The sequence below is a fragment of the Sphingopyxis sp. genome (assembly GCF_016463645.1).
Taxonomy (GTDB): domain Bacteria; phylum Pseudomonadota; class Alphaproteobacteria; order Sphingomonadales; family Sphingomonadaceae; genus Sphingopyxis.
This window is the reverse complement of sequence record NZ_JAEMQX010000060.1, coordinates 1-22,573: the sequence shown is the minus strand read 5'-3', so window position 1 is coordinate 22,573 and position 22,573 is coordinate 1. Positions and strand designations below refer to the sequence as shown.

The 22,573-nt window shown below is 67.3% G+C and carries 20 protein-coding genes and 2 pseudogenes; 11 read left to right on the top strand and 11 right to left on the bottom strand.

Annotation, left to right across the window (positions count from 1 at the left end; all coding sequences use genetic code 11):
• From JHC57_RS13260 to JHC57_RS13250, 3 genes and pseudogenes are all read right to left on the bottom strand, one after another.
• Nucleotides 1-82: pseudogene (locus JHC57_RS13260) on the bottom strand (tRNA (guanosine(37)-N1)-methyltransferase TrmD); the annotation flags it as partial.
• Nucleotides 79-405 carry a hypothetical protein gene (locus JHC57_RS13255; RefSeq protein ID WP_294030531.1) on the bottom strand — a complete coding sequence of 109 codons (327 nt, stop codon included), beginning with the start codon at nucleotides 403-405 and terminating at the stop codon, nucleotides 79-81. The gene JHC57_RS13255 and the pseudogene JHC57_RS13260, both read right to left, overlap by 4 nt.
• Nucleotides 402-1,325: a LysR substrate-binding domain-containing protein gene (locus tag JHC57_RS13250; protein ID WP_294030530.1), complete on the bottom strand. Its 924-nt coding sequence runs from the start codon at nucleotides 1,323-1,325 to the stop codon at nucleotides 402-404. The genes JHC57_RS13255 and JHC57_RS13250 overlap by 4 nt, the downstream gene beginning before the upstream one ends.
• A 102-nt stretch (nucleotides 1,326-1,427) precedes the next feature.
• Between JHC57_RS13250 and JHC57_RS13245 the strand changes: the two genes are divergently transcribed.
• The gene (locus tag JHC57_RS13245) at nucleotides 1,428-1,628 is read left to right on the top strand and encodes a hypothetical protein (protein ID WP_294030529.1); all 201 of its coding nucleotides are present in this window, start codon (nucleotides 1,428-1,430) and stop codon (nucleotides 1,626-1,628) included.
• A 91-nt stretch (nucleotides 1,629-1,719) separates the two neighbouring features.
• Here the strand turns inward: JHC57_RS13245 and JHC57_RS13240 are convergent, their stop codons facing one another.
• The 4 genes and pseudogenes from JHC57_RS13240 to ffh form a co-directional block, all read right to left on the bottom strand.
• Nucleotides 1,720-3,237 carry a serine hydrolase gene (locus JHC57_RS13240; RefSeq protein ID WP_294030528.1) on the bottom strand — a complete coding sequence of 506 codons (1,518 nt, stop codon included), beginning with the start codon at nucleotides 3,235-3,237 and terminating at the stop codon, nucleotides 1,720-1,722.
• 58 nt (nucleotides 3,238-3,295) lie between these two features.
• On the bottom strand, nucleotides 3,296-3,790 hold the full coding sequence (gene rimM, locus JHC57_RS13235; protein WP_294030527.1) for a ribosome maturation factor RimM: 495 nt from the start codon (nucleotides 3,788-3,790) through the stop codon (nucleotides 3,296-3,298).
• 216 nt (nucleotides 3,791-4,006) lie between these two features.
• A pseudogene (gene rpsP, locus JHC57_RS13230) lies at nucleotides 4,007-4,474 on the bottom strand (30S ribosomal protein S16); the annotation flags it as partial.
• 40 nt (nucleotides 4,475-4,514) lie between these two features.
• The gene (ffh, locus tag JHC57_RS13225) at nucleotides 4,515-5,963 is read right to left on the bottom strand and encodes a signal recognition particle protein (RefSeq protein WP_294030526.1); all 1,449 of its coding nucleotides are present in this window, start codon (nucleotides 5,961-5,963) and stop codon (nucleotides 4,515-4,517) included.
• Between the two features lie 253 nt (nucleotides 5,964-6,216).
• Between ffh and JHC57_RS13220 the strand changes: the two genes are divergently transcribed.
• From JHC57_RS13220 to JHC57_RS13195, 6 genes are all read left to right on the top strand, one after another.
• Nucleotides 6,217-7,848 (top strand): EAL domain-containing protein, encoded by a 1,632-nt coding sequence (locus tag JHC57_RS13220; RefSeq protein WP_294030525.1) that lies wholly within the window; start codon nucleotides 6,217-6,219, stop codon nucleotides 7,846-7,848.
• Between the two features lie 51 nt (nucleotides 7,849-7,899).
• Nucleotides 7,900-8,706: a diaminopimelate epimerase gene (dapF, locus tag JHC57_RS13215; protein ID WP_294030524.1), complete on the top strand. Its 807-nt coding sequence runs from the start codon at nucleotides 7,900-7,902 to the stop codon at nucleotides 8,704-8,706.
• Nucleotides 8,703-9,941 (top strand): MiaB/RimO family radical SAM methylthiotransferase, encoded by a 1,239-nt coding sequence (locus JHC57_RS13210; RefSeq protein WP_294030523.1) that lies wholly within the window; start codon nucleotides 8,703-8,705, stop codon nucleotides 9,939-9,941. The genes dapF and JHC57_RS13210 overlap by 4 nt, the downstream gene beginning before the upstream one ends.
• Entirely contained in the window at nucleotides 9,938-10,864 is a 927-nt protein-coding gene (gene ftsY, locus JHC57_RS13205; protein WP_093509589.1) for a signal recognition particle-docking protein FtsY, read from the top strand. The genes JHC57_RS13210 and ftsY overlap by 4 nt, the downstream gene beginning before the upstream one ends.
• Entirely contained in the window at nucleotides 10,861-11,550 is a 690-nt protein-coding gene (locus tag JHC57_RS13200) for an inner membrane-spanning protein YciB (protein ID WP_294030522.1), read from the top strand. Before ftsY ends, JHC57_RS13200 begins: the two co-directional genes overlap by 4 nt.
• Nucleotides 11,551-11,631: 81 nt before the next feature.
• Nucleotides 11,632-12,204, top strand: a complete 573-nt coding sequence (locus JHC57_RS13195; RefSeq protein ID WP_294030521.1) for a urate hydroxylase PuuD — start codon at nucleotides 11,632-11,634, stop codon at nucleotides 12,202-12,204.
• 54 nt (nucleotides 12,205-12,258) lie between these two features.
• Here the strand turns inward: JHC57_RS13195 and JHC57_RS13190 are convergent, their stop codons facing one another.
• The 4 genes from JHC57_RS13190 to JHC57_RS13175 form a co-directional block, all read right to left on the bottom strand.
• The gene (locus JHC57_RS13190) at nucleotides 12,259-12,807 is read right to left on the bottom strand and encodes a gamma carbonic anhydrase family protein (RefSeq protein ID WP_294030520.1); all 549 of its coding nucleotides are present in this window, start codon (nucleotides 12,805-12,807) and stop codon (nucleotides 12,259-12,261) included.
• Nucleotides 12,804-15,056, bottom strand: coding sequence for a fused MFS/spermidine synthase (locus tag JHC57_RS13185; protein WP_294030519.1), 2,253 nt, complete (start codon nucleotides 15,054-15,056; stop codon nucleotides 12,804-12,806). Before JHC57_RS13185 ends, JHC57_RS13190 begins: the two co-directional genes overlap by 4 nt.
• A gap of 4 nt (nucleotides 15,057-15,060) precedes the next feature.
• The gene (gene hemB / locus JHC57_RS13180) at nucleotides 15,061-16,059 is read right to left on the bottom strand and encodes a porphobilinogen synthase (RefSeq protein WP_294030518.1); all 999 of its coding nucleotides are present in this window, start codon (nucleotides 16,057-16,059) and stop codon (nucleotides 15,061-15,063) included.
• A 61-nt stretch (nucleotides 16,060-16,120) separates the two neighbouring features.
• Nucleotides 16,121-17,635 (bottom strand): M23 family metallopeptidase, encoded by a 1,515-nt coding sequence (locus JHC57_RS13175; protein ID WP_294030517.1) that lies wholly within the window; start codon nucleotides 17,633-17,635, stop codon nucleotides 16,121-16,123.
• Between the two features lie 299 nt (nucleotides 17,636-17,934).
• Between JHC57_RS13175 and JHC57_RS13170 the strand changes: the two genes are divergently transcribed.
• The 4 genes from JHC57_RS13170 to clpP all read left to right on the top strand — a co-directional run bounded on the left by JHC57_RS13170 (nucleotide 17,935) and on the right by clpP (nucleotide 22,333).
• A complete protein-coding gene (locus JHC57_RS13170) occupies nucleotides 17,935-20,718 on the top strand; it encodes a helicase-related protein (protein ID WP_294030516.1) in 2,784 nt (927 codons plus the stop codon).
• A complete protein-coding gene (locus JHC57_RS13165; RefSeq protein ID WP_294030515.1) occupies nucleotides 20,718-21,017 on the top strand; it encodes an RNA-binding S4 domain-containing protein in 300 nt (99 codons plus the stop codon). Before JHC57_RS13170 ends, JHC57_RS13165 begins: the two co-directional genes overlap by 1 nt.
• 171 nt (nucleotides 21,018-21,188) lie before the next feature.
• Nucleotides 21,189-21,527 carry a ferredoxin FdxA gene (gene fdxA, locus JHC57_RS13160; protein WP_294030514.1) on the top strand — a complete coding sequence of 113 codons (339 nt, stop codon included), beginning with the start codon at nucleotides 21,189-21,191 and terminating at the stop codon, nucleotides 21,525-21,527.
• A gap of 155 nt (nucleotides 21,528-21,682) precedes the next feature.
• Nucleotides 21,683-22,333 (top strand): ATP-dependent Clp endopeptidase proteolytic subunit ClpP, encoded by a 651-nt coding sequence (gene clpP, locus JHC57_RS13155; protein WP_294030512.1) that lies wholly within the window; start codon nucleotides 21,683-21,685, stop codon nucleotides 22,331-22,333.
• Nucleotides 22,334-22,573 lie beyond the last annotated feature (240 nt).

The following is a 22,573-nucleotide window of genomic DNA, read 5'->3' as shown; positions in this document are numbered from 1 at the left end:
GCGCGCGCCCCGCCATGCTGTGCCCCAAGGGGCCGGGGAACATGTCGGGATAGAGAGTGAGGGGAACGGCGGTGAAAGTCATGGTCGGCGCTCAACAGAAATCTGACGCCAAGTCCAGCGCATCAAGCCGTGCCCCGACAACCACGCCAAAATCGCGCCGACCGGCCCCCACCAAAGAAAGGAAATGGCAAATTTCCAGCCAAAAGCGGCCGAATAGAGCCACAATCCGATCACAACCGGAATCAGCAACAATGTCGGTACAATCGCGGGAGCGACAATGGCCATTTCCCGGAAGCCAACCCCGCCCCTGCCCGCACGACGCAAGGACGCGCGGTACAGAAGCATCGTCCCGAGCTGCATGGCCAGAATGAAGCAGATCAAGGATATGGCCGAAACCAGGTTCATGAAGGCGGCTCCCATACCGCGTCGGGGAGCAGGTGGCGATCCTTGCCGATCTCGGCGTGCAGCCATTCGCGGAAGCGCTCGATCTTGCGCACCCCGACGCGGTTGTCGCGGTGGACGAGCCACATGCCCGATGAGGCCGAGACATAGAGAGTGTCGAAGGGCTGGACCATCCGTCCGCTCGCGAGTTCGGCCTGCCAGTAGAGCGGGGTCATCATCGCGACGCCGAATCCCGCCTGCACCGCGCTCGCTTCCTGAAGCTGGCTGTCGAGCTCGATCCCGCGGCGCGACGGCACCGGCGGCGTTTCGACCCCTGCCAAGGCGAACCATTCGGCCCACCAGCTGTCGTTCGGCGCGAGCCGCTGGACGCGGAGCAGGTCGGCGGGCTCGCGGATATCATGCTCCCCGATAAAAGCCGGCGAGGCGATCGGCGCGAGATACTGGCGCATCAGGAAATCGCTGCGCAGACCCGGCCACACGCCCTTGCCGATGCGAATCGCGACATCGACGTTCGACGCATCGAAATCGATCAGCTGATTGCTCATCGCCATGCGCACCGCGAGTTCGGGATATTGGAGCTGGAAGCTGCCGATGCGCGCGCTGAGCCATGTGCCGCCGAAGCTGGTCGCGGCGTTGATCGTCAGCACGTCGGCCTCGTCGCTGCCGAGCGCGGCGAAGGCGTCGCCCATCGTGGCAAAGGCGTTGCTGATCGCGGGAAGCAGCCGCTGCCCCGTTTCGGAGAGGCGCACCCGCCCCTTCTCGCGCACGAAGAGCGCACGGCCGAGCCGGTCTTCCAATTGGCGGATCTGATAGCTTACCGCCGCCTGCGTCAGCCCCAGCTCCTCGGCGGCACGCGAGAAATTCTGCAAGCGTCCGGCGGACTCGAAGGTGCGTATGGCGGCAAGCGGCGGCAGGCGGGACATGCGACCTTATAAGCAGGCCTTATATCATGGTCTACGCCTTTTGTTGGCGGCGCGGTGCGAAAGGGCGCATTCAGGCTGCACCGAAGCGAAAGGAGATGAGCGATGAAAGACGAGCAGTTCATGCGCGTTTGGAATGACGGTCATGATCATTTCAGCGCCGATATCACCCGCGCCATCAAATGGCTGGCCGAACCCTTCCGCCGCATGGGCGAATATATGGGTCCGGCGAGCGCGCCGGGCGAAGACAGTTTCTTCACCCGCGCGGCCGCACGCTGCGGCATCAGCCCGCGCCGCGCACGATAATTCCCTGTCCTCCCCTCTCGAAGGTCCAGGGCGAAAACGGGGTGAGGCTGTCCCTTGCAAAAGCCTCACCCCGTTCACATTCCCTGTCGGATCATGGCGCTTCGGGCGGCACGACGCGGAAGCGTAGCGCCTGCACCGTCGCCGGCGCGGTCGGCGCGAGCAGCAACAGCCCGTCGAGCCTGCCCTTGTCGCAATTGAGCCTGAAGGCGGCCGACATCGCGCCCATCGGCGCGAGCGGTTCGTCGGTCGGGCATTCGCCGACCGCGGCTTTCAGCCTCGCCAGTTCGGCTTTCCAGGTGTCCGCCGAGCGATCCATCAGGAAATTCATCGCGAGCTTGCCCCGAAGCGGGCCAAGGTCGCCGGCGGCATAAGCCGCTTTTGCCGCCACATAGGCCCCGGCGACCGCCGGGGCGACGGGAACGGCACGCGGCTCGAGCAGGCCGGCCTCGTCCATCGCCACCGCCGTGTCCCAAGCCGGCGCCGACGGCCCCGCGTAGGTCCGGTTCGCCAGCGCGAAGACGCCGACACCAAAGTCGGGCATCAGCATCACATGGCTGCCGTACCCCGGATAGCCGCCGCCGTGCGCAAGCGTGAGGCCGAGGTCGCAATCCTGCGCGACACGCCAGCCCATGCCGTAGGCGCTCGACAGCTTGCACGCATCGCCGCCGCTCGCGCCGGTGCGATTGACGACCGAGGTGAAATTGAGGCCCTGCGCGATCTCGCGCACCGTCGCGCGCCTGACCGGGCCGGTATCGGGATCGTCGCGCGCGGGCCACGCCGAAAGCAGGAAGGCGACCCATCTGGCATAGTCGTTCGCGCTGACCTGCAGCCCGCCCATGCTGTTGAACGCACCGTCGATCATTTCGGGCTCGGCGGTCCATTTGTCATTTTCCCAGCGATAGCCGAGCGCGTAGCGCGCCTCGGGCGCTTTCGGCGCGTCGAAACCGCTGCTCGTCATGCCGAGCGGGGTCAGGATCGTCCGCCGGACATAATCCGTATAGGCCATGCCCGAGGCGTTGGTGACGATCCGCCCGAGCAGCGCATAGCCGAAGTTGGAATATTCGTGGGCCGATTGCGGCGCGCGGCTGAACGGCACCCCGGCGGCGATCATCTTCGTGAAGTCGGCTTGCGGCAACACCTGTTGCCGGTCGCCCCACGGGTCGTCGGTGACGAAGCCGCCGACATGCTGGAGCAGATCCCTGATCCGTATGCGCGGGCTGTCCTTCGTCGGATAGGTCCAGCCCTTCATCTCGGGCACATATTGCTCGGCGAGGTCGTCGAGGCGGAGCTTGCCGTCGTCGCGCAGCTTGAGGATCGCGAGCGCGGTGAACGCCTTGGTCATCGAGGCGATGCGGAACAGGCTGTCGGCGGTCACCGCGCGCCTGTCGGCGATGTTCTGGACGCCGAGGCCCTTCACATAGGCGAGCTTGCCGTCCTTGACGACGCCGTAGACTAGCCCGGGGATATGCTGTTCGGCCTGATATTTTGCGAACAGCGCGTCGATTTCGGGCGCGAGCTGGTCGAGGGTTTTGGGTGCGGGTTCCTGCGCGCCGGCGGGAATCGCGCCTGCGAGCATGAGAGCGAAAGCGAAACCCGGTTTCCAGTGCATGACAGTCTCCCCGACGTTGTGCGCCGTGGCTATCAGAATGGCCGGTCAGGACAATCGGCTATTCGACGAACGCCGCGTTGACGGTCACGCCGTCGGCGTTCCACGCCGGCACCGCCTGCGCGGTCATCGGCACCATGAAGCGCTTGCGGTCGGACTTTTCGATTTCGAGGATATCGCCCGCGCCGAAATTCTCGACCGCGGCGACATGGCCGATGGCCGCGCCGTCGGTCGACACGCACGGCAGGCCGATGAGGTCGTGGTGATAATATTCGCCCGGCCCGAGCGGCGGCAGCGCCGAGCGCGGGACGGTGAGGACGGTGCCGCGCAGCGCCTCGGCGGCGCTGCGGTCGGTGACCTCGGCAAAGGTCGCGACCGCGCCCTGATTGGCGGGGCGCACCGATCTGAGGGTCAGTTTGCGGTCGCCCGCGTCGAAAACGGAAAAGGCGCGGAGAGCCTCCGCGCCTTCGCCGAACAGTTTGAGACGCACCTCGCCCCGCACCCCATGCGCGCCGGCGATGGCGGCGAGGGTGACGGGGCGATTTGCGTCGGCCAAGATTTAGCCTTCGGCCTTTTCTTCGCCGGCTTCCTCGGCGGGCGCTTCCTCGGCGGCCGGGGCTTCTTCGGCTTCGGCTGCAACCGGGCCGCCTTCGGCGACTTCCTCGGCGATCGCGGTCGCGTCGGCCGCGGTCGCGTCGGCCGGGGTTTCGTCGGCAACGGCTTCGGCGACGGCTTCGGCGGTCGCTTCGCTCTTCACCGAACCGGTCGCGTCTGATTCCGCGGCTTCGGGAGCGGCGGCTTCTTCGGCCACGACTTCTTCAGCGGCAGCTTCTTCAGCCGGAGCTTCGACTTCGGGTTCCGGAGCAGGAGCGGCGGCAGCGGCGGCGGCGGCCTCTTCGGCGTCAGCCAGCTTCTGGGCCTTTTCTTCGGCGCGTTCCTTGGCCTTTTCGCCGGGGACACCCTTGTTCGGGTTGTTGCGGACGGCGCGTTCGAGGACGCCCGCGGCGTCGAGGAAGCGGGCGACGCGGTCGGTCGGCTGCGCGCCAACCGAAACCCAATGCTTCGCACGGTCGGCGTCGAGCTTCACGCGCTCCGGATTATCCTTGGCGAGCAGCGGGTTGTAGCTGCCGATACGTTCGATGAAGCGGCCGTCGCGCGGGCTGCGCGAATCGGCGACGACGATCTTGTAATAGGGACGCTTTTTCGAACCGCCGCGTGCGAGGCGAATGGAGGTTGCCATGATATCTTCCTTTACCTTCTAAACTGAAATTCGGGTGTAATTACTTCTTTTTATTCATCAGATTGGCGAGTTCGGGCGGGATCGATCCGCCTCCACCGAGACCGGGGAGGCCGCCACCGCCACCCATACCGCCCATTCCGGGAATGCCGCCACCCTTGCCGAACAGCGCGCCGAGGCCCTTGAGCCCGCCCATCTTGCGGATCTTCTTCATCGCGCTGGCCATTTCCTGGTGCATCTTCAGCACCTTGTTGACCTGCTGCACCGTCGTGCCCGACCCGTTGGCGATGCGGATCTTGCGCTTCGCGGTCAGGATTTCAGGCTTCGCGCGTTCTTTCGGGGTCATCGAACCCATGATCGCGTCGAAGTGGACGAGCATCTTGTCGTCTGCACCGCCCGCAGCCATCTGCGCCTGCGCCTTCTTGATGCCCGGGATCATGCCGGCGAGCGCGCCGAGCCCGCCCATGCGGCGCATCTGGTTCAATTGCGTACGCAGGTCGTTGAGGTCGAACTGGCCCTTGGCCATCTTCGCCGCCATCGCCTCGGCCTCTTCGGCCTGGATCGTCTCGGCGGCGCGTTCGACGAGGCTGACGACGTCGCCCATGCCGAGGATGCGGCCGGCGATGCGCGACGGCTGGAAGAGTTCGAGCCCGTCGAGCTTTTCGCCGGTGCCCGCGAACTTGATCGGCTTGCCGGTGACCGCGCGCATCGACAGCGCGGCGCCGCCGCGCGCGTCGCCGTCCATGCGGGTGAGCACGACGCCGGTGAGCGGCACCTGATCGGTGAAGCGCTGCGCGACCTGCACCGCGTCCTGACCCGTAAGGCTGTCGACGACGAGCAGCGTTTCAGCGGGGTTCGCCGTGCGCGACACCGCCTGCATCTCGTCCATCAGTTGCTGGTCGACGTGGAGACGGCCCGCGGTATCGAGCATCAGCACATCATAGCCCTGCAGCTTCGCCGCCTGCAGCGCGCGTTGCGCGATCTCGACCGGCTGCTGGCCCGCGACGATCGGGAGGGTCGCGACGTCGATCTGGGTGCCGAGGACGGCAAGCTGTTCCTGCGCGGCGGGGCGATTGACGTCGAGCGACGCCATCAGCACCTTCTTGCGCTCCTTGTCCTTGAGGCGCTTCGCGATCTTGGCGGTCGTCGTCGTCTTGCCCGAGCCCTGAAGGCCGACCATCATGATCACGGCGGGCGGGGTGACGGCGAGGTCGAGCTCGGCGGTTTCGGAGCCGAGCATTTCGGTCAGCGCGTCGCTGACGATCTTGACCACCTGCTGACCCGGGGTGACCGAGCGCAGGACATTCTGGCCGATCGCGAGTTCGGTGACCTGATCGACGAAGCTGCGCACGACGGGCAATGCGACGTCGGCCTCGAGCAAGGCGATTCGCACTTCGCGCATCGCCGCACGCACGTCGGCCTCGGTCAGCGCGCCGCGGCCGCGGAGCTTCCCGAAAACGTCGCCAAGCCGGTTGCTCAGACTATCGAACACAGCCAAAATCCTTGCTTTCGACGCCCGCAACGCAAAACACGCCGGTGAGCGAAACCTCGCCAACCAGCGGTATCCGTGGACAGGTTTTCCGTCGCGGATGTCGATACGCCCGAACGCAAAATGCGCGCGAACGCGGCAGCCTCTACGCAAAAGGGCCGCCAAAAGCAAGCACCCCAAAGCGGCTTCCGACCACCATTTAACCCAAATTTCACCGCTTCGCCCCATAAAGCCCGCAAGGGTGGGACAAATTCATATGACAGCGACGCCGAAGCAATTCGACCGCAGCGAGGGCGCCAAACGCGACATCATAGCCGGGGGCATCGTCGTCGCCGCGATCCTGCTGTTCGTGGGGACGGGCAGCAATGTGATGCAGGCGGCCGTGCGCGCCCTGATCGGCATCGGCGGCGGCCCCGACCGTGCGTTGGCGACGGCGCTGGTACTCAACATCGCGCTGATCCTGTTCGGCTGGCGCCGCTACAAGGATCTCAACCGCGAAATCCTCGAACGCACCGAGGCCGAGCAGCGCGCGCGCTATCTCGCCGACACCGATCCGCTGACGGGCTTCCTCAACCGCCGCGCGCTGCTGTCGTCGGGACAGCGGATGATCGCCAGCGCGGCAGCCGAAAAACGCCAGGTCGCGTTGTTCCTGCTCGACCTCGACCATTTCAAGACGGTCAACGACATTCACGGCCATGCCGCCGGCGACCGCGTGCTGCAGGTCGCCGCCGAACGCATCTCCGCCGTCCTGCCGCCCACCGCCACCAAGGCGCGGCTCGGCGGCGACGAGTTCGTCGCGATGCTGGCGTTCGAGCCCGCCGCGCGCGCCGATATCGATGCGCTCGCCGCCGAGCTGGTCGCGGCACTCGACAACAAGATCATGCACGACGCCCAGCCGATCCGTATCGGCGCTTCGCTCGGCATATCGCTGGCCGGCGACACCAGCATCACGATGGAAACGATGGTCCGCCAGGCCGACATCGCGATGTATCATTGCAAGGACGAGGGCCGGAACCGCTTCTGCTGGTTCGAAGCGGGCATGGAGATGGCGGTGCAGGTTCGCAACCAGATCGAGACGGGAATCCGCAACGGCATGCCGCGCGGCGAGTTCATTCCGCATTTCGAACCGCAGGTCGATATCGCCACCGGCCGCCTGCTCGGTTTCGAGATGCTGATGCGCTGGGAATCGCCCGAATATGGCATGATCCCGCCCGAACGCTTCATTCCGGTCGCCGAGGAAAGCGGCCTGATCGGCGAATTGTCGCTGCAGGTCGTCCGCAATGCGATGGAGATCGCGAAGCGCTGGGACCCGTCGATCATGCTCGCGGTCAATATCTCGCCGCAGCAGCTCAAGGATCCGTGGTTCAGCCAGAAGCTGACCAAGCTGCTCGTCGAGGTCGGCTTTCCGGCCGCGCAGCTCGAGGTCGAGATCACCGAAAGCTCGCTGTTCGAAAATCTGCCGCTCGTCCGTTCGATCGTCACCAGCCTGAAGAATCAGGGCGTATCGCTCAGCCTCGACGATTTCGGGACCGGCTACAGCTCGCTGTCGCACCTCCGCGCGCTGCCGTTCGACCGGATCAAGATCGACCGCAGCTTCATCGCCGCGATGCGCGGCAGCGCCGACGCGCAGGCGATCGTCGTCGCGATCGTGCGGCTGGGCGAGAGCCTGTCCATGCCGATCACCGCCGAGGGCGTCGAGGACGAGGCGACCGCGATCGAGCTGACGCGGCTCGGCTGCTCGAAGGGCCAGGGCTGGTATTTCGGCCGCGCCGCATCGGCGGTCGACACCGATCGCCTGCTCGCCGAGCGCGGCCTGCTGCGCGCGCCGAAGGTGCCGCCCGCCGATCCCGGAGTTCGCGAGGACGAGCCGCTGCGCAAGACGGCGTGATGCCGCCGCATCGCTAGACTTCGCGCCCGCGCGCCCTTACATGCGCGGACTATGGCAGACCGCTTCACCAAGATGCACGGCCTCGGCAACGACTTCGTCGTGATCGACGCGCGCGAGCAGAGCGTCGAAATGACGCCGGCGCGCGCGCATGCGATCGCCGACCGGCGGCATGGCATCGGGTGCGACCAACTGATCCTGCTCGAACCGTCGAACAGCGCCGACGTGAAGATGCGCATCTTCAACGCCGACGGCGGCGAGGTCGAGGCGTGCGGCAATGCGACGCGCTGCGTCGCGACTCTGATCGGCAAGCCCGCGGTGATCGAGACGCTGGGCGGCATGCTGCGCGTCACGCCGGCCGACGGCGGTGCCGAAGTGACGCTGGGCGAGCCCGTCTTCGACTGGGAGCATATCCCGCTCGCGATGCCGATGGACACGCGCGACATGCCCGTGGCGTGGGACGAACTGGAACATGGCGCCGGGGTCAATGTCGGCAATCCGCATATCGTCTTTTTCGTGCCCGAGGCCGACGCGGTGCCGCTCGCCGAGCTTGGCCCGCGGATCGAAACCGACCCGCTGTTCCCCGAGCGCGTCAACGTCAATGTCGCGAGCCTCGACGGCGAGGATCAGCTCCAGCTGCGCGTCTGGGAGCGCGGCGTCGGCCTGACGCAGGCGTGCGGCACCGGCGCTTGCGCGACGGCGGTCGCGGCGATCCGCGCCGGACTGGTGCAGTCGCCGGTTACGGTGTCGCTGCCCGGCGGCGACCTGATCATCCGCTGGGCGCCGGGCCAGCCGATCGTGATGAGCGGCGCCGCGACGCGCGTTTACGAGGGCGAGACCGACTGGACGCAGTTCGGATGAGCGCTTCCCCCGTCGACCGGCAAGAGGTCGTCAATTTCGGTTGCCGGCTCAACATCGCCGAGGGCGAGGCCATTCGCGTGGCCGTCAAGGCGGCAGGCGCACAGGGCACGATCGTCTTCAACAGCTGCGCGGTCACCGACGAGGCGGTGCGGCAGGCGCGACAGGCGGTGCGCCGCGCGCTGCGCGAACGGCCGGACGCGGAGGTCGTGGTGACCGGGTGCGCGGCCGAGCTGGAGCGCGATGCTTTCGCGGCGATGGGTGCGCGGGTGGTGCCGAACGACGCGAAAGGGCTTCCGCAAAGCTATGGCGGCAAGCCGGCCGCAACGCGCGCGCTGCCCTATGCTCCGGCCCTCTCGGGCGCCGACCATGCGCGCGCTTTCCTTGGCGTCCAGACCGGCTGTTCGCATAGCTGCACCTTCTGCGCGACGGTGCTTGCGCGCGGAACGGCGCGGTCGGCGAGCGTGGAAGCGGTGGTTGCATCGGCGCGGACGGCGCTGGCACGCGGGCAGCGCGAGATCGTCCTGACCGGGGTCGACCTTGCCAGCTATGGCGACGACAGCGGCACGACTTTGGCCGCGCTGGTCGAGGCATTGCTCGCTTTGCCCGTCGAGCGCCTCCGCCTCTCGTCGCTCGATCCGGACCGGATCGGCGACGCGCTGTTTGCCTTGCTGACGCAGGAAAAGCGCGTGATGCCGCACGTCCATCTGTCGCTGCAGGCGGGCGACGACATGGTGCTGACGCGCATGAAGCGGCGCCACCGCCGCGCCGACGCGGTGCGGCTGATCGAGCGATTGAAGGCCGCGCGGCCGGAGATCGCGATCGGCGCCGACCTGATCGCGGGCTTTCCGACCGAAGACGATGGGATGTTTGCGAACTCGCTGGCGCTGATAGACGATTGCGACATCGTCTTCGGCCATATCTTTCCTTACAGTCCGCGCGCCGGGACGCCCGCCGCGCGCATGCCGCAGGTCGGGCGCGGTATCGCGCGCGAGCGCGCCGCGATGCTGCGCGAGGCCAATGCGCGGCGGCGGCAGGGCTGGCTCGATGCGCAGGTCGGCCGCGCCGCATCGATGCTCGTCGAACGCGACGGACTGACCGGCCATGCCGGAAATTTCGCCGCCGTGACACTGACCGCCCCGGCCGCGCCCGGCACCATCATCGACGTGCGTCTGACGGCGCGCGACGGCGACCGCATGGTCGCGACACCTACGCAAGCAAAGGATATCGCCGCATGACCGGCAAAAGCTGGAGCGAAAGGCTGCTCGGCGGCTTTCGCCGCACCTCCGAACGGCTCGGCGAGAATCTCGCTGGGCTGACCGGCAAGGCGCGGCTCGACGAGGACGATCTCGACCGCATCGAGGAAGCGCTGATCACCGCCGACCTTGGCCCCGCGATGGCCGACCGCATCCGGGGCCGCCTCGCCGAACGCCGCGACATCGCCGCCAACGGCACCGAGGAACTGCGCAAGGTCGTCGCCGAGGAAATCGCCGCGGTGCTGCGCCCGGTCGCCGAACCGCTCGACATCGACGCCTTCCCGCGCCCGCAAGTCATCCTCGTGATCGGGGTCAACGGGTCGGGCAAGACGACCACCATCGCCAAGCTCGCGCATCTGTTCCAGGAACAGGATTATGGCGTGATGCTCGTCGCGGGCGACACCTTCCGCGCCGCCGCGATCGGGCAATTGAAGGTCTGGGCCGAGCGGCTCGGCGTGCCGATCATGGCGGGCCCCGAGGGCGGCGACAGCGCGGGCATCGTGTTCGACGCGGTGAAGCAGGCGACCGCGACGGGGATCGACGTGCTGATCGTCGACACCGCCGGGCGCCTCCAGAACAAGCGCGAGCTGATGGACGAGCTCGCCAAGATCAAGCGCGTGCTCGGCCGGCTCAATCCCGCCGCGCCGCACGATGTCGTGCTCGTGCTCGACGCGACGACGGGGCAGAATGCGCTGTCGCAGATCGACGTGTTCCGCGAGGTCGCGGGCGTCACCGGGCTGGTGATGACCAAGCTCGACGGTACCGCGCGCGGCGGCGTGCTCGTCTCCGCCGCCGAGCGCCACGGGCTTCCCATCCACGCGATCGGTATCGGCGAAACCATCGACGACCTTCGCCCGTTCGATGCGGACGAGATCGCGGGCATCATTGCAGGAAACATAAGATGAGCGATCAGCTCGACCAGATCGACCAGCTTCCGGGCGGCCCCGAAGCCGCCCCCGCGCCGCCGCCGGCGAAACATGGCTGGCTCAACTTCGTGATCGACTTCGGGCCTTTGCTCGTCTTCTTCCTCGCCTATAAATTCTCCTCCGGCGGCGAAGGCGCATTCGCCGCGACGACCGCCGCGATCAAGGGCACGGTGGCCTTCATGGTCGCGATCGTCATCGCGATGGCGGTGTCGAAGTGGAAGCTCGGCAAGATTTCGCCGATGCTGTGGATGTCGAGCATCCTCGTCCTCGGTTTCGGAGCGCTGACCATATGGTTCCACGACGAGCGATTCATCGTGATGAAGCCGACGATCATCTATGCCGCCTTCGCGGTGCTGCTGCTCGGCGGATACCGGTTCAAGCGACCGATGCTCAAATATCTGCTCCAGTCGGCGCTCGAGGGGCTGACCGACCGCGGCTGGCTGCTCCTCTCGCGCAACTGGGGGCTGTTCTTCGCCGCGCTCGGCATCGCCAACCATGTGATGTACGAGATGATCCAGGCGAAGCAGATGAGCTTCGATCTGTGGCTGACGATCAAGGTCTGGGGCGTCACCGCCCTCTCCTTCCTCTTCACGCTGAGCCAGGTGCCGGTGATGCTGAAGAACGGCCTCGCCGTCCCCGAAGAGGCCGCCACCAACAAAAATTGATGCATTTCCCCCTTGGGCTGGCATAGCTGCATCACCGGCTCCGGGTCGCACGCGGCGCCGCGATAAACAGGGGGAACTGCCATGGACAAATTTTTCGGAAACCTGCACGCGGTGCTGGGCACGGGCCTCGTGCTCGCGATCATCCTGATGCTGTGCCTGAACGGCCAGAATTTCGAGGACGGGGTCGCCGCGGGCAACGCGATCATGCGCTGGCTGCACACCTTCTTCGGCGTGCTGTGGATCGGCCTGCTCTATTATTTCAACTTCGTCCAGATGCCGACGATGCCCAAGATTCCGGCCGAGCTGAAAGCCGGCGTGTCGAAGCATATCGCGCCCGCCGCGCTCTTCTGGTTCCGCTGGGCGGCGTTGATCACCGTGCTGCTCGGCATCGGCATCGCCGGCCATGCCAAATATCTCGCGCCCGCGCTGGGCCTGCAGGATCCGTACAAGCTGATCGGCGTCGGCATGTGGCTAGGGCTGATCATGGCGTTCAACGTCTGGTTCCTGATCTGGCCGAACCAGAAGAAGGCGCTGGGGATCGTCGAGGCCGACGATGCGACGAAGGCGAAGGCCGCGAAGACCGCGATGATCTTTTCGCGGACGAACACCTTGCTGTCGATCCCGATGCTCTATGCGATGGTGAACTTCAGCTGAGCCAGGCGACGAAGACAAAGGGGCGCTCCGGGAGACCGGGGCGCCTTTTTCGTTTCAGCCTTCGATCGCCGCCTTGTGCATGCGGCCGTTCATCACATAATGCGCGACGCCCATCTGCATCCCCGCCGCCTGCGCATCGTCGATCTCGCGCACGCGGCGCGCGGGCGATCCGGCCCACAGCTCGCGATCGGGGATTTCCTTGTTCTCGGTGAGCAGCGCGCCCGCCGCGAGCATCGCGTCGCTGCCGATGCGGCAGCCGTTCATCACCGTCGCCTTCAATCCGACGAACGCCCTGTCCGCCAGCGTGCAGCCGTGCACCATCGCCATATGGCCGATCAGCACATCCTCGCCGATGATCGTCGGAAAGCCTTCGGGGCGGTGCGGCATCGGACCGTCGCAATGGACGACGCTGCCGTCCTGGATGTTCGACCGCGCGCCGACGACGATGCGGCTGACGTCGGCGCGCAACACGCAATTATACCAGATGCTGACGTCGGCCGCGATCGTCACGTCGCCGATGATCCTGCACCCGGGCGCGATGAAGGCGCTGGGGTGGATCACGGGCGTCTTGCCGTTGACGCTGATGATGCTGATGGCGGTCATTCGTCGCGGCCTCCGATGATATTCTTCCAGATCAGGACCGGCAGCGTCGAGGCGTAATCGTCGGTCCAGCGGGTGAAACCGGGACGCGCCTCGAGCGGCACCCATGCATCGGGATCCATCGCGTCCTTGCGCGGGCGGATACCGCCGGTCAATTCGTTCATCCGTTCGGGCGTGGCGGTCAGCGCGACCCAGTTCGATCCGGTGAGGTCGCCATATTCGTCGCCGATCGGCCCCGGGTCCATGCGGATCGCCGCGGTCCAGCCGCGCGCGCGCGCTTCTTCGGCCAGCACGGGTTCGAGCCCGAAGAAGCGGTTCGAGATGTGAATGAGCAATATGCCGTCGGGCTTCATCGCGCGGGCGTAGATGCCGATCGCTTCCCTGGTCAGCAAGTGGAGCGGGATCGCATCGGACGAGAAGGCGTCGATCACGATGACGTCGAAACGGCCCGCCGGCTGCTGCGCGATCTGCAGCCGCGCGTCACCGATGACGATGGGCGTGTCCCCGGCGCAATCGGAGAGGAAGGTGAATTTGGAGGGATCGCGCGCGATTTCCACCATCACCGGGTCGATCTCGAAGATCGTCCAGCGCTGGCCGGGCTTGCGGTAACAGGCGAGCGTCCCCGCCCCCAGCCCGACGATGCCGACAGACGCGTTCGGCCCCGCCAGCGCTTCGACCTTGTCGAGCGTCAGCCCGACGCCCGACTGGTGCCCGTAATAGGTCGTGGGATCGCGCCGGTGCGCGGCATCGGTGCGCTGCAGCCCGTGGAGCGTCGTGCCGTGCGCGAGGCGGCGCTGGTTCGATTCGGGATAGTCGGTGACGGTGTAGACGCCGAAATAGCTGCGCACCCGCGCGCCGGTGAAGCTTTCCTGGATCGTGTCCCAGCCGCCGACGCCGATCATCAGCAGCGCGAGGACGGACACGAACGCCCAGCGCCAGCCGATGACGAGCATGCCGATGACGAAGATCGCGATTCCCCAGACGGTCACGGCCTTGTCGACGCGTCCGGTCCAGTCGTCGACCATATGCCAGGCGCCGAAGGCGGCGACCGCGACAAGCAGCACCGTGACCGCGCGCGCGGTCTTGTCCTCGAGCCCCAGCCATTTGTCCCACGGGAAGAGCGCCGGCAGCGGCAGCAGCATTGCGGCGGCGAGGATCAGCAAGGGATGCTCGTACACCCAGTCGAAGATCAGCGGCGCGAACAGCGCGGCGAACAACCCGCCGAGCACGCCGCCCGCCGACATGATCAGGTAGAAGAGCGTCAGATGCTGCGCGCCGGGACGGAGGTGATAGAGATAGCCGTGGAGCGCGACCGCGATGACGAAAAGCATCGCGAGGCTGGCGAGCGCGACCGTCATCGACCCGCCGCCCGAACTCAGGAGGCCGAGCCCGCCGACCGAGAGCAGCACCACAGGCGCCAGCAGCGTGACGATCTGCGTTGCCCGTTGCAGGCGCGAAAAGGCGATGACGAAGCTCAGCAGATAAAGGCCGAGCGGCAGCACCCAGAGCAGCGGCATCGCGACGATGTCGGTGGTGAGATGCGTCGTCGTCGACAGCATCAGCCCCGACGGCACCGCCGCGATGAGCAGCCAGTGGAGTTGGCGGCGCAGCGTCGGGCGCGGTTCGCCCGCATCGTCGGCATGGGCTTCGGCGGCGCCGCGCCAGCGCGCGGCCGCGGTACCCGCGACGAGCAGCACGAGCAGCGCGTAGCCGGCGGTCCAGCCCCAGCTTTGCGCCGCGAGCGGCATCGCCGGTTCGACCAGCGCCGGATAGCTGATCAGCCCCGCGAAGCTGCCGAGGTTCGAGGCGGCATAGAGATAATAGGGATCGCCGGCACGGGCGTCGGCGGCGAACCAGCGCTGCATCAGCGGCGCCTGCGCCGAAACGACGAAGAAGACGGGGCCGATCGATGCGAGCAGGAGCAGCGGCACCCACAGCGCCTCCTGCCCCGGCGCGGGCGGCGCGATCTCGGCAATTCCGATCGGAAGCCATAGCGCCGCGACGAGGAAGAGTGCGAGATGGATCGTCGCCTGTCGCCGCACGGTGAAGCGGCCGAGCCAGTGCGCATAGGCGTAGCCACCGAGCAGCAGCGCCTGATAGACGAGCATCGCGCTGTTCCACACCGCCGGCGCGCCGCCCAGCTTGGGCAGCACCATCCGCGCGACCATCGGCTGGACGAGGAAGAGGAGGAAGCTGCCGACGAGGATCGTCAGCACGAACAGCCAGCGGCGCGGCGAACTGCTGTCGCTCACAGGATCAGGCGCCGAGCAGCCGCGCGGCGTGGAGCGCATGATAGCTGAGCACACCCGACGCGCCGGCACGGCGGAAGGCGAGCAATGTTTCGAGGACGAGCGCATCACGGTCGCCCGCGCCCGCGGCGGCCGCGGCCTCGATCATCGCATATTCGCCCGACACCTGATAGGCGTAGACGGGCACCGCGAAATTGTCCTTCACCGCGCGGACGATGTCGAGATAGGGCAGCCCAGGCTTCACCATCACGCTGTCGGCGCCCTCGGCAAGGTCCTGCGCGACTTCGCGCAGCGCTTCCTCGCTGTTCGCGGGATCCATCTGATAGGTCTTCTTGTCGCCCTTCAAGAGCCCGCGCGAGCCGACCGCGTCGCGGAAGGGGCCATAAAAGGCCGAGGCATATTTGGCGGCATAGCTCATGATCTGGACATGGCCGAAGCCTTCGGCCTCCAGCGCCTGCCGGATCGCGCCGATGCGGCCGTCCATCATGTCGCTGGGCGCGATGATGTCGGCGCCGGCGCGCGCCTGGTTGAGCGCCTGCCCCACCAGCACCTCGACCGTCTCGTCGTTGAGCACATAACCCGCATCGTCGATCAGCCCGTCCTGCCCGTGGCTGGTATAGGGGTCGAGCGCGACGTCGGTGAGGATGCCGATATCGTCGCCGAGCGCCTGCTTGATCGCGGCGGTGGCGCGGCACATCAGATTGTCGGGATTGAGCGCTTCGCCGCCGTCCTCGCTACGCCGGTCGGCCTGCGTATAGGGAAAGAGCGCGAGGCACGGGATGCCCGCCGCGACCGCGTCGCGCGCGCGTTCGACGAGCAGATCGACCGACCAGCGCGACACCCCGGGCAGGCTCGCGATCGGCTCTTCCTTGCCCGATCCGTCGCAGACGAAGAGTGGCCAGATGAGGTTCGCGGGCGAGAGATGCGTTTCGCGCACCATCGCGCGGCTCCAGCCCGTGCGGCGGGTGCGGCGCAGGCGCAGGTCGGGGAAAACGGCTTGGGTCATGGGGGGTGCATAGCGGCGCTTGGCCCCGCGGCAAATGGATATTGCCGCTTTCCATGCCGGATCAGATGCCGTCACCAACCCTTTTCGACGCCACATCCGCCAGCGAACCGAGCTTCGGCCCCTCGACCTGCTTCGGTGCGATCGGGGTCAGCGCGGCGCCCGGCGCGATCGCGGTCAGCGCGCGGATGCGCGCGCGGAAGTCGGCGAGCGCCTTGCCCTCGAGCAACGCGCGGGTGACGAAGGTCACCGATGACGGGTTCACCGCGCGGCCGTTGCGATAGAGTTCGTAATGGAGGTGCGGGCCGGTCGAGAGGCCGGTCGAGCCGATGTAGCCGATCACCTGCCCGCGGCTGACGCGCTGGCCGGGGCGCACCGCGATACGGCTCATATGACCATAGCCGGTGCCGAGCCCGTTGCCGTGATTGAGCTTCACATAATTGCCGAAACCGCCGTGGCGCCCGGCGATCGTCACGACGCCGTCGGTCACCGCATGGATCGGCGCGCCATAGCCGCCGCCGAAGTCCATGCCGCTGTGCATGCGCTTGTATCCGAGGATCGGGTGGCGCCGCATGCCGAAGGTCGAGGTGACGCGACCGTTGGTCGGGCGCGCCATGCCGCCGCGCTGTTCGCCGACGCCCGACGCCTCGAACCACTGCGTCCGCCCGTCGACAGTCCATTCGAGCATCGAGAGTTTCGATTTCCCGCCGCGGATCAGCCCCGCATAGAGCAGTTTGCCGGTCTCGCTCTCGCCCGTCTCGGCGCGGCGATAGTCGACGATGATATCGAACTCGTCGCCCGCGCGAATGTCGCTGCCGACCGAAATCTGTTTCCCGACGACACGCAGATACGACTGGATCGCCTCGGGCGGCGCGCCGGCGGCGCGCGCCGAGCGATAGAGGCTGTCGCCGACCCTGCCGCGGATGCGCAGCGGCGTCGTATCGACCGCGATCGGGATGCGCCGCATGACGAGTTGGCCGCCTTGCCGCTCCATCTCGATGCGGAGGTCGAAGCGCGCGCGCATCGCAAGCGCCTCGACCGGGCGCGGCATGGTGCGCGCGGCGCGGCGGCCGAGGATCAGGTCGATGCGCGTGCCCGGCGCGATGTCGGCGAGCGGAACCGCGCCCGACACCTGATTCGCGAGCGCCTGCGCCTCGCTGCTGCCGACGCCCGAGCGTTCGAGCAGCCGCGCGAAGCTGTCGCCGCGGCCCAGCGTCGCGGTGAGTTCGATCTGCGGCCGTTCGGGGGTCTGGGTCAGCGGGCGGACGGCGTCGGTCGCCGCCATATGCCGGCCGGTATCGCCGCCGAACGCGAGCGGGACGATCATCTGCGCGCGCGCTTCGTTGAAATCGGCGGCATCGAGCGCGGGCGCCGGAGTCTCGAGCGGCCGGATGCCGGGGAAGGTCGCGATGGCGCTCGTGCAGAGCAGGGTTAATGTCGCAAGCCCGCGCCACCATTCGGCCGAACCGATATTGTTGCCGAGGTCGGGAACGAGGTCGAGCTCCGCAAGGCGGTCGCGCCAGCCGAGTGGCGATTCGGCGCCGGAATCCGCGTGCCGCAGCGGAATCGCTTGCGACATCGTGAGGGCGGCCGCGTTGCCGGACATCCCCGCGATGGGTTCGTGACGCTGAAACAAATTGCAACCCCCGCCCGGCAGCCACCCCGTATCCGGCCGCCGAATGATGTTTTCGAGCCATTGTCTGTAAAGAAAGGTCGTTAAAGTCAATTTAATGGCGGATTTGCGCGGCGGCATTGCGGCGAGGCGTGGCGGGGCCGGGATATGATGCAACATGGCGGGAAAAATCGGCCTTCCGCGTACGACAGGGCTTTCGCCTGTTGCGCCGCGCGCGCGCGCATGCCAGCTTGATACCCAAGAAAATGACCTCTTCCTCTTCCCAGCCGGTCAAGGCTGTCCTTGGCCCCACCAACACCGGCAAAACCCATTTGGCGGTCGAGCGCCTGACCGCCCGGTCGAGCGGCATGATCGGATTCCCGCTGCGCCTGCTCGCGCGCGAGGTCTACGACCGCGTGGTGGCGATCAAGGGCGCGGCGCAGGTCGGGCTGATCACCGGCGAAGAGCGGATCATGCCGCCCGACGCGCGGTACCTGCTCGGGACGATGGAGGCGCTGCCGGTCGAACGCGACGTCGCCTTCGTCGGCATCGACGAGGCCCAGCTCGGCGCCGATCCCGAACGCGGCCACGTCTTCACCGACCGCCTGCTGCGCGCGCGCGGACGCGAGGAAACGATGGTCCTCGGCTCGGCGAGCATGCGCGGCCTCGTAAAAAGCCTGGTGCCCGAGGCCGAGATCATCACGCGGCCGCGTTTTTCGACGCTGAGCTATGCAGGATCGTCGAAGCTTTCGCGCCTGCCCAAACGTTCGGCGATCGTCGCCTTCTCGGCCGAGGAGGTCTATGCGATCGCCGAAATGCTTCGCCGTTTCTCGGGCGGCGCGGCGGTGGTGATGGGCGCGCTCAGCCCCAAGACGCGCAATTCGCAGGTCGCGATGTTCGAAGCGGGCGAGGTCGACTATCTCGTCGCCACCGACGCGATCGGCATGGGGCTGAACCTCGACGTCCAGCATGTCGCCTTCGCATCCTTGCAGAAATTCGACGGGCGGCGCCTCCGCCGGCTGACGGTTTCGGAAATGGCGCAGATCGCGGGCCGCGCCGGACGCCACCAGCAGGACGGCAGCTTCGGCACCGTCGGCCTGCCGCAGGGCGGCTTCACGCCCGAGGAAATCGCGGCGATCGAGGGACATCATTTTCCCCCGCTGACGAGCCTGTTCTGGCGCAACCCGACGCCGGGCTTCGGCTCGCTCGACCAGCTTCTTTCGGACCTTGCCCGGCCGCCGAGCCAGCCGATGCTGCGCCCCGCCCCCGAAGCGGTCGACATCGCGGTGCTCAAGCATCTCGCGGGCGATATGGAAGTCCGCGCGCGCGGCGGCGATTTCGACGCGGTGCAGCGTCTGTGGGACGTGTGCGGCCTTCCCGATTTCGAGCAACTGGGCGCCGAGCATCACAGCCGCACCGTGTTCAGGCTGTGGCAGTGGCGCACGAGCGGCGACGGGATGATCGACCCCGACTGGTTCGCGCGGCGGCTCGCGCGGCTGAACGACGTCGAGGGCGATATCGACCAGCTCGCGAGCCGCATCGCCGCTGTGCGCACGCTCTGCTTCATCGCGCAGCGCGGCGACTGGATCGCGGGCGCCGCGGGCTGGACCGAGCAGGCGCAGCTCCTCGAATCGCGGCTGTCCGATGCGCTGCACGCGGCGCTCGCGCAGCGCTTCGTCGACCGGCGGCTCGCGCTGCTGCTCCGCGACGCGGGACAGCGTAACGCCGCGCTGCCCGTCGCGGTCGGCGCCGACGGCACCGTCGCGGTCGACGGCGAGGCGATCGGGACGCTCAAGGGTTTCCAGTTCAAGGTCGATCCGGTCGCCAAGGCAAGCGACCATCGCATGCTGCTCGCGGCCGCCGAAAAGCATCTGCGCGCCGAACTGGCGCGCCGCGCGACCGCGCTCGCCGAGGGTGACGACAGCGCGCTGTCGCTGATCGCCGAACCGGGCACGGCGCCACGCCTCGCCTGGCACGGCCACGCCATCGCGACGCTCGCGCGCGGGCCGACGCTGGTGCAGCCGGCTATCCAGATCGATCCGTCGCTCCGCCGGCTCGAACCGGGCCAGGTGCAGGCGATCTCGGAGCGGCTCCAGCGTTTCGTCGCCGCGCAGCTCGCCCGCCATGCCGGGCCGCTTGCGGCGATGGGCGAGGCGGCGGGCGACCTTTTCACCCCGCCGCGCGTCCGCGCGCTGCTCGCCGCGCTCACCGACAACAGCGGCACGATCGGCCGCGCCGCGGTCGAGGATCAGCTCAACGCCCTCGCCCCCGAGGAGCGGCCGCAGCTCCGCAAGCTCGGTTTCACCATCGGCTCGCTCGATGTCTTCCACCCGCTTTTGCTCAAGCCCGAAGCGGTGCGCTGGCGTGCGGCGCTGACCGCGGCGCAGCAGGGCGCGCCGGTGCCGGCATTGCCGCCGCACGGCGCGGTGCTGCAAAAGACCGGCAGCCAGGCCGGGCTTTCGATCGCCGGATTCCGCCGCTGCGCCAATGGCTGGCTGCGCATCGACATGGCCGAAAAGCTGGCGCGCCAGGCGCATGCCGCGCGGATGCAGGCGGCAGCGCCGCCGACCGCGCCACTGGCGGGCCACGACGATCATCACCATGACCATGCGAGCGAGGATGCCGAGGGTCACGCCGCCACGCCGCCGGGCTTCGTCATCGACCCCGCGCTCGCGACTTCGCTCGGCCTCGACGAGGAGACGCGCCGCGCGCTGCTCGGCAGCTTCGGTTTCCGCAGCGTCGGCGAGCCCGAGCTGCAACGCTGGCGCTGGTCGGGGCTGCGCAAGGCCGCCGACAAACGGCCGCGCCGCAAGAAGGATCGCAAGGGCGCCGAGACGCCGCCGCGCGGTGCGGCGAACGGCGAGGCGCGGCGCCCGCCGCGCAAACATGCCAAGGGCAAGCACGGCAGAACGGAGGGCAAGCCCGGCGGCAAGCCGCGTACCGATGCCCCGCGTCCCCCAAGGCCGGATCGCCCCGAGCGCCGCGGCCCCTCGCCCAACAGCCCCTTCGCGGGCCTCGCCGCGCTCCTCGCCGACGCGCGCAAGGACTGATGGCAAGCCCCGGCGCCGCAGGGAGCATCCGGCTGGACAAGCTGCTGTGGTTCCTGCGCTTCGCACGCTCGCGCAGCATCGCGCAGGCGATGGTCGAGGCGGGTCATATCCGGCTCGACGGGCGGCGCATCACCCGGTCGTCATGCGCTGTGCACGCCGGATCGACGCTTGTGCTGCCCGTCGGCGAGCGGATCGAGGTGATCCGCCTGCTGACGCTTCCCTTGCGCCGCGGCCCCGCGCCCGAGGCACAGGCCTGCTATATCCGTCTCGATCCGGACGCCGCGGCCGCCTCCAGTTGAACTATCGGGCCGAAAGGAAAAGCTGTCGCCCCGAAGGGCGGGCTTTTGCGTATCGAGTGAGAGTGATTCGCAACTGTCGCTTTGCGTTGACGCGTAACATTCGCGCGGCTTAGAGGCGGGTCCGATGGATGTCGGACGGCAAGGGTGCCGCCGACAAAGGGAGCTGAACCCATGACCTATGTCGTCACCGATGCCTGCGTCCGGTGCAAATATATGGACTGTGTCGAGGTGTGCCCCGTCGACTGTTTCTATGAGGGCGAGAATATGCTCGTCATCAACCCGAACGAGTGTATCGACTGCGGCGTCTGCGAACCCGAATGCCCCGCCGAGGCGATCCTGCCCGACACCGAGAGCGGGCTCGAAAAATGGCTCGAAGTGAACGCGAAGTTCAGCGCCGAATGGCCGAACATCACGGTCAAGAAGGAAACCCCTGCCGACGCCGACGAATTCAAGGGCGTCGAGGACAAGTTCGACAAATATTTCTCGCCCGAGCCGGGCGAAGGCGACTGAGCCGAAATCGGACAAGAAGGACGGGGCGGGACTTTCCCGCCCCTTCTTTTTGCCCCCTTGAAAGAGCCCCGCTTGGCGACGATGTAAGACGCCGGAGGGGTCAGCCCGCCGGATTCTCCGGTGCGGCATCCCGATAACACAAGGACGAATTTCCAATGATCGACCCGCTCGCCGCCCTTGTTCCCGTCGTCGTCGAACAGACGAGCCGCGGCGAACGCAGCTTCGACATTTTCTCGCGCCTGCTGCGCGAACGGATCGTCTTCGTCACCGGCGAGGTCGAGGACAATATGGCCTCGCTGATCGTCGCCCAGCTCCTGTTCCTCGAATCGGAGAATCCGAAGAAGGACATCTATATGTACATCAACTCGCCGGGCGGGGTCGTCACGGCGGGCATGGCGATCCACGACACGATGCAGTACATCCGCCCGCGCGTCGGCACGGTGTGCATCGGCCAGGCGGCGTCGATGGGCAGCTTCCTGCTCGCCGCTGGCGAGCCCGGCATGCGCGTCGCGCTGACCAATGCGCGCGTGATGGTTCACCAGCCTTCGGGCGGTGCGCGCGGCATGGCGTCGGACATCGAGATCCAGGCGAAGGAAATCCTGCGCATCCGCAAACGGATGAACGACCTGTACGTCAAATATACCGGCAAGTCGCTGAAAGAGATCGAAAAGGCGATGGACCGAGACACTTTCCTCGAAGCCGACGAAGCGAAGGAATTCGGGCTCGTCGACCATGTCTACGACCGCCGCCCGGGCCTGCCCGGCGACGAGGCGCCGAAGGACGTGAGCGAGGGCCCGACGCCCTGATCGCCCTGCCGGGCAACACCACGGTAACTGCGTTTGTTGACGTCTGCTTGGCGCCTTGGTGCCAAGCGGGACATTGAACCAATGTCACCCAATTGCCATATTGTAATTGGGTGACCGGGGACTAGGATAAGGACGGCAGAGCCCCTTTTGGGCCCGCCATAGGAAGTTTTATGACGAAATTGAGTGGCTCGGACAGCAAGAGCACCCTTTACTGCTCCTTCTGCGGCAAGTCGCAGCACG

Coding starts and splice junctions, on each gene's coding strand:
- JHC57_RS13210 (WP_294030523.1), top strand. CDS start 8,703: ATGAGCGCTTCCCCCGTCGACCGGCAAGAGGTCGTCAATTTCGGTTGC.
- JHC57_RS13200 (WP_294030522.1), top strand. CDS start 10,861: ATGAGCGATCAGCTCGACCAGATCGACCAGCTTCCGGGCGGCCCCGAA.
- clpP (WP_294030512.1), top strand. CDS start 21,683: ATGATCGACCCGCTCGCCGCCCTTGTTCCCGTCGTCGTCGAACAGACG.
- JHC57_RS13245 (WP_294030529.1), top strand. CDS start 1,428: ATGAAAGACGAGCAGTTCATGCGCGTTTGGAATGACGGTCATGATCAT.
- JHC57_RS13220 (WP_294030525.1), top strand. CDS start 6,217: ATGACAGCGACGCCGAAGCAATTCGACCGCAGCGAGGGCGCCAAACGC.
- JHC57_RS13240 (WP_294030528.1), bottom strand. CDS start 3,237: ATGCACTGGAAACCGGGTTTCGCTTTCGCTCTCATGCTCGCAGGCGCG.
- JHC57_RS13255 (WP_294030531.1), bottom strand. CDS start 405: ATGAACCTGGTTTCGGCCATATCCTTGATCTGCTTCATTCTGGCCATG.
- JHC57_RS13195 (WP_294030521.1), top strand. CDS start 11,632: ATGGACAAATTTTTCGGAAACCTGCACGCGGTGCTGGGCACGGGCCTC.
- JHC57_RS13170 (WP_294030516.1), top strand. CDS start 17,935: ATGACCTCTTCCTCTTCCCAGCCGGTCAAGGCTGTCCTTGGCCCCACC.
- dapF (WP_294030524.1), top strand. CDS start 7,900: ATGGCAGACCGCTTCACCAAGATGCACGGCCTCGGCAACGACTTCGTC.
- JHC57_RS13250 (WP_294030530.1), bottom strand. CDS start 1,325: ATGTCCCGCCTGCCGCCGCTTGCCGCCATACGCACCTTCGAGTCCGCC.
- ftsY (WP_093509589.1), top strand. CDS start 9,938: ATGACCGGCAAAAGCTGGAGCGAAAGGCTGCTCGGCGGCTTTCGCCGC.
- JHC57_RS13165 (WP_294030515.1), top strand. CDS start 20,718: ATGGCAAGCCCCGGCGCCGCAGGGAGCATCCGGCTGGACAAGCTGCTG.
- JHC57_RS13190 (WP_294030520.1), bottom strand. CDS start 12,807: ATGACCGCCATCAGCATCATCAGCGTCAACGGCAAGACGCCCGTGATC.
- hemB (WP_294030518.1), bottom strand. CDS start 16,059: ATGACCCAAGCCGTTTTCCCCGACCTGCGCCTGCGCCGCACCCGCCGC.
- fdxA (WP_294030514.1), top strand. CDS start 21,189: ATGACCTATGTCGTCACCGATGCCTGCGTCCGGTGCAAATATATGGAC.
- JHC57_RS13175 (WP_294030517.1), bottom strand. CDS start 17,635: ATGTCGCAAGCGATTCCGCTGCGGCACGCGGATTCCGGCGCCGAATCG.